A 16719-nucleotide genomic window follows, 5' to 3' on the forward strand; every position below is an offset into this window, starting at 1 on the left:
GGCCTACCAGGGACCGTAGGGGCCGTTGTTGCTGTTGCCGCCCACGCCCTTGACGGCCGGACGCACGTCCAGCAGGAAGACGAGGGTGGCGACCAGGCCGAGGATGACGAACATCCCGCGGCCGGAGAAGACGGCCAGCAGGGAGAGCGCCGTGGCGACACCGGTGAGGATGACCCACAGCTTCTTGGTCTGCTTGTCCATGAGTTCGAAGGCCGCGGCCGGCGTGCGGATCGCCTCGATCAGCGCGTACAGACTCGCGACGAAGGTGACCAGGTAGATGGCCTGCCAGATCAGTCCGAACAAAACGCACACTCCCGACGACGTTCCGAGCGGGGAGTCCGCCCGCTCTCCACCGTAAACGGATGGGACGCGTTGATCGTGCCCGCGGAGGCGGGTGTCACACACGCGCGGGGATCGCGGTCGGCGGCGGCAGCGGTCCGCGCGCGGGCGCGACCGGCGGCCGGGAAGGTCACAGCGGGATGTGCCAGAGGCAGGTGACCGCGGCCAGCAGGAAGGCGGAACCGCCCATGATGAAGGCGCCCGCGTGGTAGGGCAGCTCGTTGTCGGGGTGCAGGAGGCGGTTGACCCGCTGCATCACCCCGGGCTCGGCGTCGGGCACGGCCGCCATCGCCCCGGCGGGCACCGGGGCCGGTCCGGCGGCGCCGAAGCGCAGCAGCGCCATGGCCAGCTCGCGTGAGGAGCTCTTGCGCCGGGCCTGGTCGTCGGCGCACATCTCGATGAGCAGCGCCACGCTCTCGTAGTAGGTGCGGACCAGGCGGAACCGGGGGAAGGCACGCTTGAGCGAGGAGAAGGGCAGCAGCACGAGGTCGTGGCGCTGGCGCAGATGGGCGTGCTCGTGGGCCAGGACGGCGGCCAGCTCGCGGTTGTCCAGGACCGCCAGGGCCCCGGCGCTGATGACCACCTGCGAGCGCAGCACGCCCGGAAGGCAGTACGCGGCGGCGGCCGGGTGGTCGAGCACGCGGGCGCCGGGCACGTCGGGGTGCTCGCTGGCGATGAGTTCGAGGAGGTCGTGGTGGCGTCGGCGGACGCGGACCACGTGCAGGAAGGAGGAGACCAGGCCGTAGAAGAGCACCAGGGTCAGCACGACGGCCAGGACCACGGCCACGATGTGGCTGATGCCCTCAAGGCCCTGGGAGAGCTCGGCGAGCAGCAGGTCGCCGGTCACGATGTCCGTGGCCAGGGCCATGGAACCCCCAGCCGCGCCGAGCCGGTAGGAGGAGAGCCCGAAGGCCAGGAGCGCGCCGATGGTGGACACGCCCCAGGCGAGCCCGAGTGCCTGCCAGGTGATCACGGCCGTGTAGGGCCCCCGCGAGGGCCACTTGGCCCGGTGGAGGCCTTCCATCGCGATGAGACAGCAGACCGCGACGATAGTGAGGAGGGCGGCACTGACCATACGGACTAGTTCCTTGGCTGCTCGGTTTCCGCGAGTGCGCGCCGAAGCGCTTCAGCCTGCTCGCCGTCCATGGACTGGACGAAGGCGGCCAGGGCGGCGTCGCGGTCCCCGGTCTGTCCGAGAGCGTCGAACATCAACTCGGAGACGTATGCCTCACGGCTGGCTGCCGGGCGGTAACGCCACGCACGACCCTCACGTGCCCGGGTGACGACCTTCTTCTTGGCGAGCCTGTCGAGCACGGTCATGACAGTCGTGTGTGCGAGGTCGCGCTCGGCCAGGGCCTTGCCGACCTCACGAACCGTCATTGGTTCGTTCCGTGACCACAGTACATCCATCACCGCGCGCTCAAGTTCGCCAAGCCGATTCATACCAGCGATTCTACTTGGGGTCGTACTACTGCTTGTCGTACCCCCAGGTTAAATCCTCATCTCCTACGGGGCAAGGGATACAGGTCCCGGAACGGGGTGGGATCGGCCTCCCCCGTACCCGCCCCCGGGCGCCTTCGGCGACGGCCTCGCAGGGCCGCTCCCGAGACCGGCGCGAGCTCGGTCACGCGCCCGCGCACCCGCCCGAACCGGGACCGGGCACCGCCCGCCGAACGGGGCGGAGGCGACGGTCACGCGCCCGCGCACCCGGGTTCCGGCGAACCGGCGGCCCATCCGGCGGGACGCGGTGGCCGGTCGAGGACGCGGCGCGCATCGCCGCCTGGGCCCTGCACTCGGCGCACCTGCGCGTGCCGGAGATCCGCCTGGTGCTGTTCGACGACGTGGCACACCAGGCCTTCCTCCGGGCCTTCGACCCCAGCTGACCCGCGGCCGCGCGGGCTGCGGCGCGTCGGCGGGACGGCCCTCCGCACGCGGGCGGCGGCACCCTGCCGGGCGGCCCCGCGGACACGCGCCCCCGCTCCGTGCCGGTCCCGCGGGCGCCGGCACGGGACGCCGGACCCGGCCGGGTCCGGCGGCGGGTCAGCCCCAGTGGCCGGGGTCGGCGATCGGCGCCGGGTAACCGGAGGGCGGGTGCTCCTCCCGCCAGGGCGTGTGCGCGCGCCTGCCCGGGAGTTCGGCCAGTTCGGGCAGGTAGCGGCGGACGTACACGCCTTCGGGGTCGAACCTGCGGGCCTGGCGCAGCGGGTTGAACGCCCTGTTGGGTCGGGTGTCGTTGCCGGTGCCCGCGACCCACTGCCAGTTGCCGTAGTTGTTGGCCACGTCCCCGTCTACGAGGTGGGCGTGGAAGTGGTCGGCGCCCTCGCGCCAGTGCACGCGCAGGGCCCGGGTGAGGAACGCCGCGGTGATCATGCGCGCCCGGTTGTGCATGAACCCCTCGCGCAGCAGTTGGCGCATCCCGGCGTCCACGACCGGGACGCCGGTCCGCCCCCGCTTCCAGGCGTCGAGGGCGTCGGGGTCCTCGCGCCATTTCCTGTCCCGGGGCCGGTAGTCGCGGACGTTCATCGCGGGGAAGGCCGCGGTGACCTGGTGGTGGAAGTCGCGCCAGGCGAGCTGGCGGACGAACGCCTCTCCTCCTGCCAGGGGCGAGGCGGCCAGGGCGGCCTCCAGCGGCGAGAGGCAGCCCAGGCGCAGGTCGGCGGACAGGTGGGAGGTGGCCGCGCCCGGCAGGTCGTCGTGCCGGTCGGGGTAGGCCTCCAGCCCGGACGACAGCCAGGTGTCCAGGCGCTCGCGGGCCGCGCGCTCCCCTCCCCTCGGCAGGTCCTCGGCGAGCGCGCCCAGACCGTCCGACCCGCGTCCGGACAGCTCCCCTGGCCGAATCCCGTCGGGCAGGACCACACGGTCCGGCGGCGCGACCGGGTCGCGCCACGCGGCGGCCTCCCAGGCCTTCCAGTAGGGCGTGAACACCTTGTAGTGGTCGCCGCCCGCCGGGGTGACCTCCCCCGGCGGGACCACGGTGAGCCCCGGGAAGGCGCGCACGGTCAGGCCGGTCGCGCGCAGGCGTCGCGCGCGCCGCGCGGCCAGGGAGCTGACGCCGTCGGTGACGTGGACGGTGTCGGCCCCTCCGACCCGGGCCAGGGCGGCTACCTCCCGGACGGTGTCGCCCCGCAGGAGGACCAGGTCGGCGCCGCGCTCGCGCAGTGCGGCCCGCAGGTCGGCGAGGGCGTCGGCGAGCAGGGCGGCGCGGTTGCGGGCGGACCGGCCGACCACCGCGGGGTCGAGCACGAAGACCGGCAGGGTCGGGCCGGGGCGCTCGACCGCGGCGGCCAGGGCGGGGTGGTCGTGGACGCGGAGGTCCTGTGTGAACAGGACGATGGTGGCGGGCGCCAAGCGGCACTCCTTCACTGGACGTGTTCGCCTGAACACTCTAGATCCTTCGGGGAAAAGCCGGTGCTCAGGGCGCTGACCGGGTAGGAAGGTCGCATGACCACACGGCTTCCTACGCTGCCCGACACTCCGGTCCGCCCCAGGGTCGGGGTGTCCAGCTGCCTGCTCGGCGCTCCGGTCCGCTACAACGGCGGGCACTCCCGTTCGCGTTTCCTCACCGACGAGCTCGACCGGCACGTGGACTGGCTGCCGGTCTGCCCGGAGGCGGAGATCGGCCTGGGCGTCCCGCGCCCCACCCTGCGCCTGCAGCGCCGGGAGGGGCTGGACCGGGTGGTCTCCAGCGCGGACGGCGCCGACCGCACCGATGAGCTGGCCGAGGTCGCAGACCACCACCTGGCCCAGCTGCGCAACCTGGACGGGTACGTGCTCAAGAACAAGTCGCCCAGCTGCGGCCTGTTCGCCCTGCCCGTGTTCGACCAGGGCGGCGGCCGGGTGGACGGCAAGGGCCGCGGCGCCTTCGCCCAGCGGCTCACGGAGCTGCTGCCCTCCCTTCCGGTGGAGGAGCAGGGCCGTCTGATGGACCCCGTGCTGCGCGAGTTGTTCGCCCAGCGCGTCTTCGCGCACGCGCGGCTGCGCCACCTGTGGGAGTCGGACTGGCGTCCGCGCGACCTGGTGGCGTTCCACAGCCGCCAGAAGCTCCAGCTGATGTCGCACTCCCCTGAGGGCTACCGGGAGACGGGCAGGATCGTGGCCCGCGCCGGAGCCGACGACCCCGAGGAGGTCCGGGCGGCCTACACCGACGCCTTCCACCGGGCGATGGCCGTGCGGCCGAGCCGGGGCAAGCACGTCAACGCCCTCCAGCACGCCTTCGGGATGCTGAGCTCGCTGCTGGACGACGCCCGCAGACACGACCTGCTGGGGGCGATCGAGGACTATCGGCGGGAGCAGGTGCCGCTGAGCGTCCCGGTGGCGCTGCTGCGCCACCACTGCGCGGCGGAGGACGTGGAGTGGGCCCGCGACCAGACCTACCTGCGCCCGTACCCGGACGACCTCCGACTGCGGCATGCCGTCACGGTCTGATCACGGAGAGAGGGGCGATTCCCCCCGAGTTGCGACCCAAGACACACGACCGGTTACACTCAGTGATATTCCTCCGGTCCCCCGACAGGGTGCCGCTGACCCGACCCTGAGGTTTCGGTGTGTTCGCGTCCTTCTTCCGGCGGGTCTTCGTGCTCGTCTCCTCCTGCGTGGTGGCCACGGCAGCCGCCACGCTCGCCACGGTCCCGCCCGAGGAGCTGGCGGAGCGGCTCGAACCCGACCCCGGCCCCGAGCCCCGGTTGACCCACAGCCGGACGCTGCTCTCCCCGATCCAGGCGCCCACCGCCCTCCTGCCGCGCCCCGGACAGGTCCCGTCCTGCGCCGCACCCGGCAGGGACCAGGTGGTCACCCTGCCCGACACCGGCGCCCCCGAGGGCGGCCGCCCCCTGTGGGTCCGGCGCCCCTCGGGTCCCGACAGCGCTGACCTGCCCGTGCTCTACCTGCTGCACGGATCGGCCTCCACCCACGAAACGCTCATGGACGAGGAGATCGGCGCGCTCCTGGACCGGCAGATGTGCCGCTCGGGGATCGAGTTCGTCATCGCCGCCCCCTACGGCCAGGAGAGCGGGGGCGCCACCACCGAGTGGGGCGACGCCGCCGACGGGGGGTTCGCGCTGGAGAGCTTCGTCACCGGCGCGGCCGTGGAGGCCGTCGAGGGCGAGCACACGCGCCCCCGCGCGCTGCGCGCCGTCGGCGGGTTCTCCATGGGCGGGTACGGGGCGGCGGCGCTGGCGCTGCGCAACCCCGACCTCTACACCCAGGTGGTGTCCTGGGCCGGGTACTTCCGCGTGGACGACCCCTACGGTGTCTTCGGCGGCGACACCGAGCCGCACTCCCCCGACCGGCTGCTCGATTCGCAGGAGGTGCGCGACCTCAGGTTCATGCTGGTGGAGGGCACCGAGGACCACACGCCGCTCCAGCGGGGCAGCATCCACGGGGAGGCCGAGCGCTTCGCCGACCTGCTCACCGACCGCGGTATGACAGTCGCCACGCTCCACCCGCACGGGGGCCACGACTTCACGACCTGGAAGAGCTCCTTCGCCGACGCCGTCGACTTCCTGGTCTCGGGCTGGAGCTCCTCGCCTTAGGTCACGCGGTGTGCACACCCGGCCCCCTCGGACGGACCGTCCGGGAACAGTGTGTACCTTCGTCGCTGTTGACGACAGCGGCTGCGCACACGACCTGAAGGGACCTCCGGTGTCTGGAATCGTTCCCGCGGGAGAGCAGACGGCGGTCCCGTCCCGGGTCGCGACCGTCAGTCTGCACACCTCCCCGCTCGACCAGCCCGGCACCGGAGACGCCGGAGGCATGAACGTGTACGTGGTCGAGGTGGCCCGGCGCATGGCCGAACGGGGCGTGGCCGTGGACGTGTTCACCCGCGCGACCCGGGCCGACCTCCCGCCGGTGGTGGAGCTCGCCCCGGGCGTGAACGTGCGGCACGTGCCCGCCGGGCCCTACGGCCACCTGGACAAGAACACCCTCGCCGAGCACCTGTGTCCGTTCATCTTCGGGATGCTGCGGGCCGAGGCGCAGAACGAGCCCGACCACTACGACCTCGTGCACGGGCACTACTGGCTGTCCGGCCAGGCCGGTGTGGTGGCCGCCCGACGCTGGGGCGTGCCCCTGGTGCAGTCCATGCACACCATGGCCAGGGTGAAGAACGCCTCCCTGGCCGACGGCGACGCGCCCGAGCCCGAGGCCCGGCTGCGCGGGGAGGACCAGCTGGTCCGCCAGGCCGACCGGCTCATCGCCAACACCGACGACGAGGCCCGCCAGCTCCGGGAGCACTACGGCGCCCGCGACGGCCAGATCAGCGTCATCCCCCCGGGTGTGGACCTGGAGGTGTTCAGCCCCGGTTCGCGCCGGGACGCCCTGGCGCGGATCGGGCTGCCCGCGGGCACCGAACTCCTGCTATTCGTGGGGCGCGTACAGCGGTTGAAGGCCCCCGACGTGCTCATCCGGGCCGCCGCCGCGCTGCTGGAGCGCGACCCCTCACTGCGTTCGCGCCTGGTGGTGGGCGTGGTCGGCGGCCTGTCGGGCGGCGGGATGCGCGAGCCCGGGCTGCTCACCGACCTGGCCCGCTCCCTGGGCGTGGCGGACGTGGTGCGGATCGAACCGCCGCAGACCCGTGAGCGGCTGGCCGACTACTACCGCGCGGCCGCGGTGACCGTGGTGCCGTCCTACTCGGAGTCGTTCGGCCTGGTGGCGGTGGAGTCGCAGGCGTGTGGCACCCCGGTCCTGGCCGCGCGCGTGGGCGGCCTGACCACGGCCGTGGCCGACGGGGTGTCCGGTGTCCTGGTGCGGGGGCACAACCCGGACGACTACGCGGCCGAGCTGCACCGGATGATCTCCGAACCGGCGTGGCGTGCCAAGCTGGCGACGGCGGCACCCGCGCACGCGGCCACCCTGGGCTGGTCGCGGACCGTCGACGAACTGCTGGACGTGTACCGGGCGAGCACCGCCCCCCGGGCGCTGCCCCTGGCGGCGTGCCGGTGACCGAGGAGGAGGCGAAGTACCAGGTGGACAGGGACGCTGCCCGCAACGCCGCGGCCGAGGCGATCTCCTCGGCCGTGGCGGAGGCCGAACTGGAGGTGGAGCGCCCCCGCGAGGGGTCGTTCCTGGTCACCCTGCCGGGGAAGGCCAAGCTCAAGACCCTGGTGTGGCTGGAGGTGGGGCCGCACAGCCTCACCCTGACGTCGTTCTTCTGCCGTCAGCCCGACGAGAACCACGCCGACTTCTACCTGTGGCTGATGCGCCGCAGCGCCGACATGTACGGGATGGCCTTCGTCGCGGACGAGGTCGGCGACGTCTACATCCGCGGCCGCCTGCCGCTGGAGGGCGTCACCTCCGACGAGGTCGACCGGCTGCTGGGGTGCGTGCTCACCTACTCGGACGAGAACTTCAACGGCGCGCTGGAGCGCGGGTTCGCGTCGGCCATCCGCAAGGAGTGGCGCTGGCGCGCCGAGCGCGGCCACGACATGCGCAACCTGCGGGCGTTCGCGCACCTGGTCGAGGCCCGGGACGAGGGGTAGGGCGCCGAGGCCGCGTCCGCTTCCCCGCAAGCGGGCGGGCGGACGCCCGAGCGCGGCACCCGGGTGGCTAGGCTTGCCCCCATGGGAACTCTGGTACTGCTGCGACACGGTGAGAGCGTCTGGAACGCGAAGGGTCTGTTCACCGGCTGGGTGGACGTGGACCTGTCCGCGACGGGCGAGGAGGAGGCCCGCAGGGGCGGCGAGCTGCTCAAGGAGGCCGGCGTACGGCCGGACGTGGTCTACACCTCCCTGCTCAAGCGCGCGATCCGCACCGCGAATCTCGCCCTGGACGCCGCCGACCTGCACTGGCTGCCGGTCGAGCGCACCTGGCGCCTCAACGAGCGCCACTACGGCGCCCTGCAGGGCAAGGACAAGGCGCAGACGCGCGACGAGTACGGCGAAGAGCAGTTCATGATCTGGCGCCGCTCCTACGACACCCCGCCGCCGCCCATCGCGGACGACGACACCTACTCGCAGGCCGGTGACGCCCGCTACGGCGAGCTGCCGCCGGAGCTGCTGCCGCGCACCGAGTGCCTCAAGGACGTGCTGGAGCGCGCCCTGCCGTACTGGTACGACTCGATCGTGCCGGACCTGGCCGCGGACAAGACCGTGCTGGTCGTCGCGCACGGCAACTCGCTGCGCGCGCTGGTCAAGCACCTGGACGGCGTCAGCGACGCCGACATCGCCGGGCTGAACATCCCGACGGGCATCCCGCTGCGCTACGACCTGGACGACCAGTTCAAGCCGACCAACCCCGGCGGCACCTACCTCGACCCGGAGGCGGCCAAGTCCGCCATCGAGGCCGTCGCCAACCAGGGCAAGAAGTAACACCCGCCCGATCCGTCGCCGTGCCCGCGCCGCCCTTGGCGGTGCGGGCACTGTGCTGTCGGGGGCCGGGCGGAGCGTGGGCGGGTGCCGCGTGGGCAGCGGACGAGGGCCGTGTGGGGCGCTGTCGGGGGCCGCGTGGGGCGCCGTCGGGAATCGCGCGGGGCGTGGGCGAGTGCCGTGCGGGGCGCGGTCGGGGGCCGCGTGAGGCGTGGGCGGTGTGAGGGCATGGCTGTGCGGGCGGAGGAGCGGCCTCCCCCTTTACCACGCTAAGTCCGCCGGGAGGGGGCGCGCCAGAGCCGTTCGCGGCCTGTGGACAACGCGCCCCGCCTCAGTAGACGAGGGCCTGCGCGCCGTCCTGTACGGCCTCCTCGACGAAGGACGGAGCCCCGGCGATGCGCACGCCCCGGATCAGGTCGTCCCCGGTCAGGTCGCGTCGGGCGGCGCACTGGGTGCACACCGTGACCCGGCCCGCGGCGAGCACCGCGTCGAGCAGGTCCTTGAGGGGGGCGGCGTGTGGGAGGGAGAACCGCTCGGCACGGCCGGGGACAGCGAACCACGCCGACTCACCGGTCAGCCAGAGGGAGACCCCGACGCCGCTGGCCAGGGCGGCGGCGGCCACCGTGAACGCCTGGTTGCACCGCTCGGGGTCGTCCTCACCGGCGGTGACCTTGATCACCAAGGAACGAGACATGCCCGCCAGCCTACTCAGAGCGCGGCGGCGGTCAGCACGGCGCCCGCGATCGAGCAGACCGCGAGGGCGATGGTGAGCGCCAGGGCCTCGGTACGGCGCGGGGAGACCCGCACCGGCTGATCGTCCACACCGTGCTCGATGCCGAGCGTCCCGTCCTCGGGGGCGGCCAGGACCACACGGCCCTCGCGCACCTGGACCAGGCCCGTGACGCGGATGCGGGCGCCCGGCCGGATCACCCACTCGCGGTACTCGAACTCGATGGTCTCGCCCCGGAAGACGCCCGAGATGCGGCCGCGCACGCGGGGCAGCAGGTCGTCGGCGGGCGAGGCCACACCCGGCTGGGGGCGCCCCACCACGCGTTTGAGGCACAGCTCGGCGCCGCGCGGCTCGGTGTCGCCCGGGTCGACGAAGATCCGGTCGCCGTCGCCGGGGCGGCCCTCGGCGACGATGCCGAACAGGTCCTCGGAACCGTAGTCGGCGATGGAGTCGCAGGCCCGCTCCCGGACCGCACCCTCGGACGGTTCGCGGTTGAGCGGCCAGTAGTGGCGCAGCACCTCGTGGCCGTGCCAGACGCACTCGGCACCGGCCAGGCCGGAGGAGATGGGCCCGTCGGGACCGGGAGCGGCGGCACCGGTGAGCGTGACGCGCTGCCCCTCCCTGGCCGCCAGCACGCCCGGGCGCAGCTGGGCCAGCCCCCGCTGTCGCAGCCAGCGCCGCAGGGCGATCACGGTCAGGGGGAGGAGGACCACCGCGGCCACGAGCAGCGCCGAACCGATCACCAGTAACACAGGCCGCCCCTTTGGAGAACACGTCGGAGGTCTTGGGCGCGGTCGGCAGAACACGCCCCGTGGCCGCACCGCGCTGCTGACAATCTTTACCAGCTCTCCGGGAAAGCGGGGCCAATTGGGCATGTCCAGACCGGGGCCGGGGAGTGGCGCAGGCCACGGTGCGCCGTCAGCGGTCACCGCCGCCTCCAGCCGCCGCTACGCTCAGGGGATATGGACGCTGAGGTACACCCCGATCTGGCGAAACTGTCCTTCCTGCTCGGCCGTTGGGAGGGCGTGGGCGTCGCCGGCTACGCCGACGTGGAGGAGTTCCAGTTCGGCCAGGAGATCGAGTTCGCGCACAACGCGGGCCTGCCCTACCTGACCTTCACGAGCAGGGCCTGGCGGATGAACCCGGAGGGCACCCGAGGTGAGCTGGTCACCGAGGAGTCGGGCTACTGGCGGGTGCGGCCCGAGACGGGCGCGGAGCCCGAGGAGGGTGAGCCCGTCGTGCACCTGGAGGTGCTGATCGCGCACCCCGAGGGCTTCAACGAGGTGTACCTGGGCAACGTGTTCGCGAACCGGGTGGAGATGTCCACCGACGCGGTGGTGCACACCGAGACCGGGATCGACGCGACCGCCTCGCACCGGCTGTACGGCCTGTTCGGGGACAACCGGGAGACGCTGGGGTACGCCTGGGACCTGGCCGCGCGCGGCCACGGCCTGCGCTCGTACATGTCGGCGCAGCTCAAGAGGGTCGGCTCGAAGTAGTCGGGGCCGAGTGGCCGGGGCCGGTCCGGGCATGGACAGACCCCGGGCTGCTCCCGCCGCTGGGGCGGGGCCGGTCGGACGAGTTCCGGCAGCCCGGGGTCCGGGTGTCCGTCTGGGATTCGCTGCGAACGACGTCGCGCGAACGCGAGCGTCGTCCTAGCGGACGGCCACCTCGCCAGTCCTAAGATCAACCATCTCTTGGACCACCTCCTTTCTTGCGTGCCTCCGACACTACGTCCCGTCCCAAGGGCGGGGCAAATGTTTTTTCTGTGCGCGAAACCGCAGGTGGGGACGGCGTTTCCGCTCCCTTGGCGGGCCGACTAGTCTCGCTGGTATGACTTCGCCGCTGCTGAGCACACCGGGCGCCGTGAGCGCCGAGTCCCCCGACGCCGGAGTCGCCGCGCACTACGGCGACCCCGCGCACGAGGGGCGCGCCGTCGAACGTTCGAGCGCGTGGGTCGACCGGAGCAACCGGGGTGTGGTGCGGGTGACCGGCCCCGACCGCCTGGGCTGGCTCAACGACCTCACCAGCCAGCTGACCCGGGGCCTGGCTCCGGGCACCGCCACCGAGGCGCTGGTCCTGGACACCAAGGGGCACCTGCGGCACCACCTGTCGCTGATGGACGACGGCGAGGCCACCTGGATCCACACCGAGCCGGAGGGCGGCGCGGAGCTGGCGGGGTTCCTCGACTCGATGCGGTTCATGCTGCGCGTCGAGGTGGAGGACCTGAGCGGTTCCCGCGCGGTGCTGAGCGTGCTCGGCCCGGACCGCGCCAAGGTCGTGGAGGCCGCGTCGCTCGGTGACGTGCCCGTGCGCGCGGCCGAGGGCGAGACCGACCTGTTCGTGCCCGCCGAACGGCTCGCGGAGGCCGCGGAGGCGCTCACGGCGGCCGGGGCGCGCCCGGCGGGCATGTGGGCCTACGAGGCGAACCGGATCGCGGAGCACCGGGTGCGCGCGGGGCTGGACACCGACGACCGCACCATCCCGCACGAGGTGGACTGGGTGGGCCGCGCGGTGCACCTGGAGAAGGGCTGCTACCCGGGCCAGGAGACGGTGGCGCGGGTGCACAACCTGGGTCGTCCGCCGCGCCGCCTGGTCATGCTGCACCTGGACGGCACCGCCGAGCGCCTGCCGCAGGTGGGGGCCGCCATCGAGCTGGACGGGCGTTCCGTGGGCCGGGTGGGCACGTCGGCCCGCCACCACGAGCTGGGGCCGATCGCCCTGGGCGTGGTCAAGCGCGCGGCCCCCACCGACGCCGACCTGGTGGTGGACGGCATCGCCGCCGGCCAGGAGGTCGTGGTGGACCCGGACACGGGCGCCAACGCCAAGATCGAGCTGCGCCGCCGTCCGCGTTAATTCGGTTCGAGGAGACTACGTCCGCCGATGTGGACCTCGGCGAACTCGGTCCCGGTCGGCGCCAGGAACAGGATGTGGGTGGTGACGCTCTCCCCGGGGTTGATCTCGTCCCAGAAGTAGTCCCACGCCACGACGATCTCGGCGTCGACGTCGTTGGCGTACTCCAAACCCTCGGTGGTCACGCCGATGGTCCCGTAGCTGTCGAAGACCGCGGGCGAGGAGCCCTGGTTCGTGACGTCGAGCCGGTAGACGTGGTACTCGGAGTCCGGGGGCGCGACGGCGGACGACCCCATCCCGTCGGTGACGCTGGTGTCGGTGTAGGCCGTCTCCACCTCCACCAGGAAGGTGTCGAAGACGGCGGAGGCCCCGTTGTAGGACTCCGGCGGCACCGGCTGCGGATCGGGCTCCGCCCCGCCCCCGGGCGGCTCCTCCTGCTCGGGGCTCGGTTCCGGCGCGGTGGGATCCGGTGGGGCCGGTTCGGGTGCGGTGGGGTCCGGTGGACCGGGGTCCGGCACGGAGGGGCCCGGTGTGGCGGGCTCCTGGGCGGTGCCGGGCTCCGGTTCCGACTGTTCCAGGACCAGCCGGGCCTCGGGGAGCGGGGCGCGCTCCAGCGAGACCACGGTGGCCACGCACCCGGCTCCGGCCAGGAGGACGGCGACGGGTGCGGCCAGGGCCCGTACGACGGCGCCGGGCCCTCTGGACGGTGGTGGGTGACGGCCTCTGTTGCCCATGCTGGTGTGACGCACGGCACCCGCGGTTCATTCCGCCCCGAGACGCCTTCTCCCTGGTCATGCTGGATCTGATTGACGGCCGGTCCCTGTCATCGGCCGATCCAGTTCCGACTCCCCGTACCGCTTGTGGTGAGTCCCGTACTCTCTGGAATGGAACACCTGATACTGGGGGTGATCGAAAGGTGACGCCTCGGATCAATCGGCAGCTCCACTCCGGTGTGATGCCGTTCGATGCCCTGCCGTGGTGAGAGGACATACGGGAATGAAAGCGCGGAGCTGGCGGGAGATCCAGGCAGAGGCTGAAAAGCTCAACCCCTGGCTTACCTCCGAGGAGGCACAGGAGATCGCCGATGCGGAAACCGCCCGGATCGAAGCCGAGCGTCAGGGTTATGCGCTCTCCTCCCTGCGCAAGGAGAGCGGGAGGACCCAGAAGGAGGTCGCCCAGATCATGGGGGTGAGCCAGGCGCGGATCTCCCAGATCGAACACGGCCGGATCGACAGCCTGGAACTCCTGCGGTCCTACATCAGCGCCATCGGCGGCGAACTGCACCTGAGGGTCGACCAGGGTCCGCTGAGCGTCACGCTCGACATCCCCGGAAGCGACGCCGCTGCCGCGACTGGAACCGGGGAGGATGTCGACACCTCCGCGGGCGAGCGAGACGCCGCGTGAGAACGACGGGCCCGGCCGGTGCGGCCGGGCCCGTCGGACGGGTCCGGGTCTGGTCAGACGGTGAGGACGATCTTTCCCCGGGTACGTCCGGCCTGGCTCAGACGCCAGGCCTCGGCCGCCTCGGCCAGCGGGAACTCGCGGTCCACGTGCACGGTGAGCTTGCCGTCGTCGGCCAGGCGCGCCAGCTCGGCGAGGTCCTCGGAGTCCGGGCGCACCCACAGCCAGTGTCCGCCCAGCTCCTGGACGTTCGGGTCCGCGATGGACACGATCCGCGTGGGGCCGCCCGTCAGCTGCACCGGCTCCTCGGCCACTCCCCCGCCGACGAAGTCGAGCACCGCGTCGACGCCGTTCGGGGCCAGTGCCCGGACGCGGTCGACCAGGCCGTCCCCGTAGACCACGGGCTCGGCGCCCAGGGAGCGCAGGAAGTCGTGGTTGCGCTCGCTGGCCGTACCGATGACGCGTGCGCCGCGGGCGACGGCGATCTGGACGCCGAACGCTCCGACGCCGCCCGCCGCGGCGTGGATGAGCACCGTGTCACCGGAGCCGATCCCCGCCCGTTCGACGGACTGCAGGGCGGTGAGGCCCGCCAGCGGGACACCGGCGCTCTCCTGCCAGCTCAGCGACTGCGGCTTGGGCGCGAGCATGCGCACGCTGGCCGACACCAACTCGGCGTAGGTGCCGTTCTTGGCCCAGTCCTTGCGGGCGTAGCCGTAGACCTCGTCACCGACCTGGTACTCGTGCGCGTCGGGTCCGACCGCCTCGACGACACCGGCGACGTCCCAGCCGGGGATGAGCGGGAAGTCCGTCTCGAAGAGGGCGTCCAGGCCGCCCGCCGCGAGCTTCCAGTCCACGGGGTTGACCCCCGCGGCCCGTACCCGGATGAGGACCTCGCTCGGGGCGACCTTCGGGTCGGGAAGGTCCACCAGGGCGAGGTCGTCGGCCGATCCGTACTGCTGTAGTGCGATTGCCTTCATGCACACAACAGCGGTCGCGTCCCGGAGTTCATTCCGTGGGCAGGAACACGAAGGGCCCGACGGGACGCAAGACGCGCCCGTCGGGCCCTCCGGGGCGCGGTGTCAGCGCATCGCGGCGGCGAGGCGCTCGTCGTGCAGGCGCTCCCCCCAGGAGGGGGCGAGCGGGGCCACCTGGCCCACGCGCCAGCGCAGCAGGAGGTCGGCCAGTTGCGGATTGCGCGGCAGGGCCGGGCCGTGCAGGTAGGTGCCCAGCACCTGGCCCTGGTAGGCGCCCTCGGTGCGGTCGTCGTTGCCGATGCCGCGCACCGTGGTGGACAGCGGCCGGGCCGAGGGGCCGATGGCCGTGCGGCCCTGGTGGTTCTCGAAGCCGGTGATCCGGCCCACGCCCAGGGCCGGGTCCACGTCCGCGACGATCTCGCCGACCGCGCGGCTCTGGCCGCGGCCGCTGCGGATGTCGAGGATGCCCACGCCGGGGAGCGGGTTGGCCTCGTCGTCGCCGTAGGTCTCGCCGATGATCTGGTACCCGGCGCACACCGCGAAGACGCAGGCGCCGCGGGCGGCGGCGCGGGCCAGGCCGCCGTCGGCGCGCAGGCGCTCGGCGGCCAGGATCTGGGGCCGGTCCTCGCCGCCGCCGAGCAGGTAGATGTCGCCCTGCTCGGGGACGGAGTCGCTGGAGTGGACGTGCACGATCTCGGTGGGGATGCCGCGCAGTTCGGCGCGGCGCTTGAGGATCAGGACGTTGCCCTGGTCACCGTAGGTGCTCAGCAGGTCGGGGTAGATCCACACGATCCGCAGGGCGCTGGTGTTCGTCATGGGTTTCTCCCTACTGGACGCGGCCGTACGCCGTGCGGATCTGCTGGAAGGCGGTGTAGTTGGCGATGAGGTCGACCTTGGTGATGCCGGGCTGGTCGGCCTTGATCCGGCCCAGGACCTCGTCGACCCGGTCGGCCACCTCGAACCGCACGCCGTCGGTCTCCAGGCGCAGCGCGAGGTCGGTGCGGCGCTCGCCCATGACGAACACGCGGCGCCCGCGCAGGACGGTGTAGTCCACGTCCCACAGCCAGGAGGTGTCCTTGCCGTCGGGGACCTGCGCGTTGACCGAGAGGATCACCGGGGTGTGGGGCGGGTCGAGGACCGCGAAGGACTCCAGCCACCCGGCGGGGTTCTTGGAGAGCAGCAGCCGCACCTCGACGCCCATGGTCACCACGGAGGTGTAGCGGCCCGCGACGGAGGTGATCTCGCGCAGCCGCTCCACGGTGCGCTCGGGGTGGATGCCGTACCCGGCGGCGGTGGCCGCGGCGATCGCGGCGTTGGAGCGGTTGGCGTCACCGGGCAGGTTCAGCCGCAGCCTGATGCTCTGGCCCTCGGGGGTGAGGAGGGAGTCGGTGGCGTTGTCCACCGCCCAGGTGGTCGCGGGGCGGGCCAGTCCGCACTCGGGGCAGGCCCAGTGCGGGTCCACGTCGCGCTTGAGGTGGCCGCCGCACTCGGGGCAGCACCAGGAGTCCTCCTTCCAGCGCTGTCCCGCGGACACCCAGGTGGCGTTGGGCGCGCCCAGACCCGCCCAGGCCACGAGCGGGTCGTCGGCGTTGGCGATGACGTGGGCGTTGCTCTTGCCCAGCGCGATGCGCCACTTCTTGGCGAGCAGGTTGATCTCGGAGGCGCGGTCCATCTGGTCGCGGCTGAGGTTCATCAGCACCACGAAAGCGGGCTGCGTGGCGAGCAGCACCTGCGGGAGGTACTTCTCGTCCACCTCCAGCACGCCGTTGACGGCGGACTGGTTGTTCGACAGCGCCGTGATGTGCCCGGTGGGCATGTTCGCGCCGTGCTCGTTGGTGGCCACGTCGCCGAACTCGCGCAGGGCGTGCGAGATGAGCCTGGTGGTGGTGGTCTTGCCGTTGGTGGCGCTGACCAGGGCGAGCCTGCGGCCCCGGGCGAGCTTGGCGAGCAGGTCGGGTTCGACCTTGAGCGCCACCCGGCCGCCGATGACGGAGCCGTCTCCGCGTCCGGTGGCACGGGACAGGCTGGCCGCGCTCCTTCCCAGAACCGATGCCAGTTGGGCGCGCAGGGGAAGCTCGCTCATCTACTCTCCAGTAAGTGCTGACCGCCCGCGCCGTTCGCT

General features: G+C 72.6%; 18 protein-coding genes. 8 read left to right on the plus strand and 10 right to left on the minus strand.

Annotated elements, in window-relative coordinates:
* Positions 1 to 3 precede the first annotated feature (3 nt).
* The 4 genes from PV789_RS26685 to PV789_RS26700 all read right to left on the minus strand — a co-directional run bounded on the left by PV789_RS26685 (position 4) and on the right by PV789_RS26700 (position 3687).
* Positions 4 to 303: a DUF2516 family protein gene (locus PV789_RS26685; RefSeq protein ID WP_212642469.1), complete on the minus strand. Its 300-nt coding sequence runs from the start codon at positions 301 to 303 to the stop codon at positions 4 to 6.
* Positions 304 to 469: 166 nt separating this feature from the next.
* Entirely contained in the window at positions 470 to 1414 is a 945-nt protein-coding gene (locus tag PV789_RS26690) for a M56 family metallopeptidase (protein ID WP_274975090.1), read from the minus strand.
* A 5-nt stretch (positions 1415 to 1419) separates the two neighbouring features.
* Positions 1420 to 1782: a BlaI/MecI/CopY family transcriptional regulator gene (locus tag PV789_RS26695; protein ID WP_013155328.1), complete on the minus strand. Its 363-nt coding sequence runs from the start codon at positions 1780 to 1782 to the stop codon at positions 1420 to 1422.
* A gap of 597 nt (positions 1783 to 2379) precedes the next feature.
* On the minus strand, positions 2380 to 3687 hold the full coding sequence (locus tag PV789_RS26700) for a cryptochrome/photolyase family protein (RefSeq protein WP_274975091.1): 1308 nt from the start codon (positions 3685 to 3687) through the stop codon (positions 2380 to 2382).
* Positions 3688 to 3780: 93 nt separating this feature from the next.
* Here PV789_RS26700 and PV789_RS26705 point away from each other — a divergent pair, with 93 nt between their 5' ends.
* From PV789_RS26705 to PV789_RS26725, 5 genes are all read left to right on the plus strand, one after another.
* Complete coding sequence (locus PV789_RS26705; protein WP_274975092.1) at positions 3781 to 4764, plus strand: YbgA family protein; 984 nt, start codon at positions 3781 to 3783, stop codon at positions 4762 to 4764.
* Between the two features lie 119 nt (positions 4765 to 4883).
* The gene (locus PV789_RS26710) at positions 4884 to 5870 is read left to right on the plus strand and encodes an alpha/beta hydrolase (protein WP_274975093.1); all 987 of its coding nucleotides are present in this window, start codon (positions 4884 to 4886) and stop codon (positions 5868 to 5870) included.
* Positions 5871 to 5979: 109 nt separating this feature from the next.
* A complete protein-coding gene (mshA, locus tag PV789_RS26715; RefSeq protein ID WP_274975094.1) occupies positions 5980 to 7278 on the plus strand; it encodes a D-inositol-3-phosphate glycosyltransferase in 1299 nt (432 codons plus the stop codon).
* Positions 7269 to 7814 (plus strand): type III secretion system chaperone family protein, encoded by a 546-nt coding sequence (locus PV789_RS26720; RefSeq protein WP_274975095.1) that lies wholly within the window; start codon positions 7269 to 7271, stop codon positions 7812 to 7814. The genes mshA and PV789_RS26720 overlap by 10 nt, the downstream gene beginning before the upstream one ends.
* Positions 7815 to 7895: 81 nt before the next feature.
* Entirely contained in the window at positions 7896 to 8642 is a 747-nt protein-coding gene (locus PV789_RS26725) for a phosphoglyceromutase (protein WP_274975096.1), read from the plus strand.
* Positions 8643 to 8970: 328 nt separating this feature from the next.
* On the opposite strand, the gene PV789_RS26730 is transcribed toward PV789_RS26725, so the two are convergent.
* Complete coding sequence (locus PV789_RS26730) at positions 8971 to 9333, minus strand: DsrE family protein (RefSeq protein ID WP_026338071.1); 363 nt, start codon at positions 9331 to 9333, stop codon at positions 8971 to 8973.
* Between the two features lie 14 nt (positions 9334 to 9347).
* Positions 9348 to 10121: a GIDE domain-containing protein gene (locus tag PV789_RS26735; protein ID WP_274975097.1), complete on the minus strand. Its 774-nt coding sequence runs from the start codon at positions 10119 to 10121 to the stop codon at positions 9348 to 9350.
* Between the two features lie 210 nt (positions 10122 to 10331).
* On the opposite strand from PV789_RS26735, the gene PV789_RS26740 reads away from it, so the two are divergent.
* Together PV789_RS26740 and ygfZ are read left to right on the plus strand one after the other, a co-directional pair.
* Positions 10332 to 10868, plus strand: coding sequence for a nitrobindin family protein (locus tag PV789_RS26740; protein ID WP_047868415.1), 537 nt, complete (start codon positions 10332 to 10334; stop codon positions 10866 to 10868).
* 334 nt (positions 10869 to 11202) lie between these two features.
* Positions 11203 to 12225 (plus strand): CAF17-like 4Fe-4S cluster assembly/insertion protein YgfZ, encoded by a 1023-nt coding sequence (gene ygfZ, locus PV789_RS26745; RefSeq protein WP_274975098.1) that lies wholly within the window; start codon positions 11203 to 11205, stop codon positions 12223 to 12225.
* On the opposite strand, the gene PV789_RS26750 is transcribed toward ygfZ, so the two are convergent.
* The gene (locus PV789_RS26750) at positions 12222 to 12971 is read right to left on the minus strand and encodes a DUF4352 domain-containing protein (protein WP_274975099.1); all 750 of its coding nucleotides are present in this window, start codon (positions 12969 to 12971) and stop codon (positions 12222 to 12224) included. The genes ygfZ and PV789_RS26750 overlap by 4 nt on opposite strands.
* 247 nt (positions 12972 to 13218) lie before the next feature.
* On the opposite strand from PV789_RS26750, the gene PV789_RS26755 reads away from it, so the two are divergent.
* A complete protein-coding gene (locus PV789_RS26755) occupies positions 13219 to 13626 on the plus strand; it encodes a helix-turn-helix domain-containing protein (RefSeq protein WP_274975100.1) in 408 nt (135 codons plus the stop codon).
* Positions 13627 to 13679: 53 nt separating this feature from the next.
* Here PV789_RS26755 and PV789_RS26760 read toward each other — a convergent pair whose 3' ends face one another.
* The 3 genes from PV789_RS26760 to PV789_RS26770 all read right to left on the minus strand — a co-directional run bounded on the left by PV789_RS26760 (position 13680) and on the right by PV789_RS26770 (position 16680).
* Positions 13680 to 14600, minus strand: a complete 921-nt coding sequence (locus PV789_RS26760; RefSeq protein ID WP_274975101.1) for an NADP-dependent oxidoreductase — start codon at positions 14598 to 14600, stop codon at positions 13680 to 13682.
* A gap of 102 nt (positions 14601 to 14702) precedes the next feature.
* Positions 14703 to 15413 (minus strand): type 1 glutamine amidotransferase, encoded by a 711-nt coding sequence (locus PV789_RS26765; RefSeq protein WP_130395463.1) that lies wholly within the window; start codon positions 15411 to 15413, stop codon positions 14703 to 14705.
* A 10-nt stretch (positions 15414 to 15423) separates the two neighbouring features.
* Positions 15424 to 16680 (minus strand): MurT ligase domain-containing protein, encoded by a 1257-nt coding sequence (locus tag PV789_RS26770; RefSeq protein ID WP_248772350.1) that lies wholly within the window; start codon positions 16678 to 16680, stop codon positions 15424 to 15426.
* Between the last annotated feature and the right edge of the window lie 39 nt (positions 16681 to 16719).

Origin of the sequence: Nocardiopsis camelliae (genome assembly GCF_028993595.1) — a bacterium.
GTDB lineage: Bacteria > Actinomycetota > Actinomycetes > Streptosporangiales > Streptosporangiaceae > Nocardiopsis > Nocardiopsis dassonvillei.

Bases quoted from the DNA above. Each gene is read 5' to 3' on its own strand.
- PV789_RS26690 (WP_274975090.1), bottom strand. From the start codon at position 1,414: ATGGTCAGTGCCGCCCTCCTCACTATCGTCGCGGTCTGCTGTCTCATC.
- PV789_RS26695 (WP_013155328.1), bottom strand. From the start codon at position 1,782: ATGAATCGGCTTGGCGAACTTGAGCGCGCGGTGATGGATGTACTGTGG.
- PV789_RS26705 (WP_274975092.1), top strand. From the start codon at position 3,781: ATGACCACACGGCTTCCTACGCTGCCCGACACTCCGGTCCGCCCCAGG.
- PV789_RS26725 (WP_274975096.1), top strand. From the start codon at position 7,896: ATGGGAACTCTGGTACTGCTGCGACACGGTGAGAGCGTCTGGAACGCG.
- PV789_RS26730 (WP_026338071.1), bottom strand. From the start codon at position 9,333: ATGTCTCGTTCCTTGGTGATCAAGGTCACCGCCGGTGAGGACGACCCC.
- PV789_RS26740 (WP_047868415.1), top strand. From the start codon at position 10,332: ATGGACGCTGAGGTACACCCCGATCTGGCGAAACTGTCCTTCCTGCTC.
- ygfZ (WP_274975098.1), top strand. From the start codon at position 11,203: ATGACTTCGCCGCTGCTGAGCACACCGGGCGCCGTGAGCGCCGAGTCC.
- PV789_RS26755 (WP_274975100.1), top strand. From the start codon at position 13,219: ATGAAAGCGCGGAGCTGGCGGGAGATCCAGGCAGAGGCTGAAAAGCTC.
- PV789_RS26760 (WP_274975101.1), bottom strand. From the start codon at position 14,600: ATGAAGGCAATCGCACTACAGCAGTACGGATCGGCCGACGACCTCGCC.
- PV789_RS26765 (WP_130395463.1), bottom strand. From the start codon at position 15,413: ATGACGAACACCAGCGCCCTGCGGATCGTGTGGATCTACCCCGACCTG.
- PV789_RS26770 (WP_248772350.1), bottom strand. From the start codon at position 16,680: ATGAGCGAGCTTCCCCTGCGCGCCCAACTGGCATCGGTTCTGGGAAGG.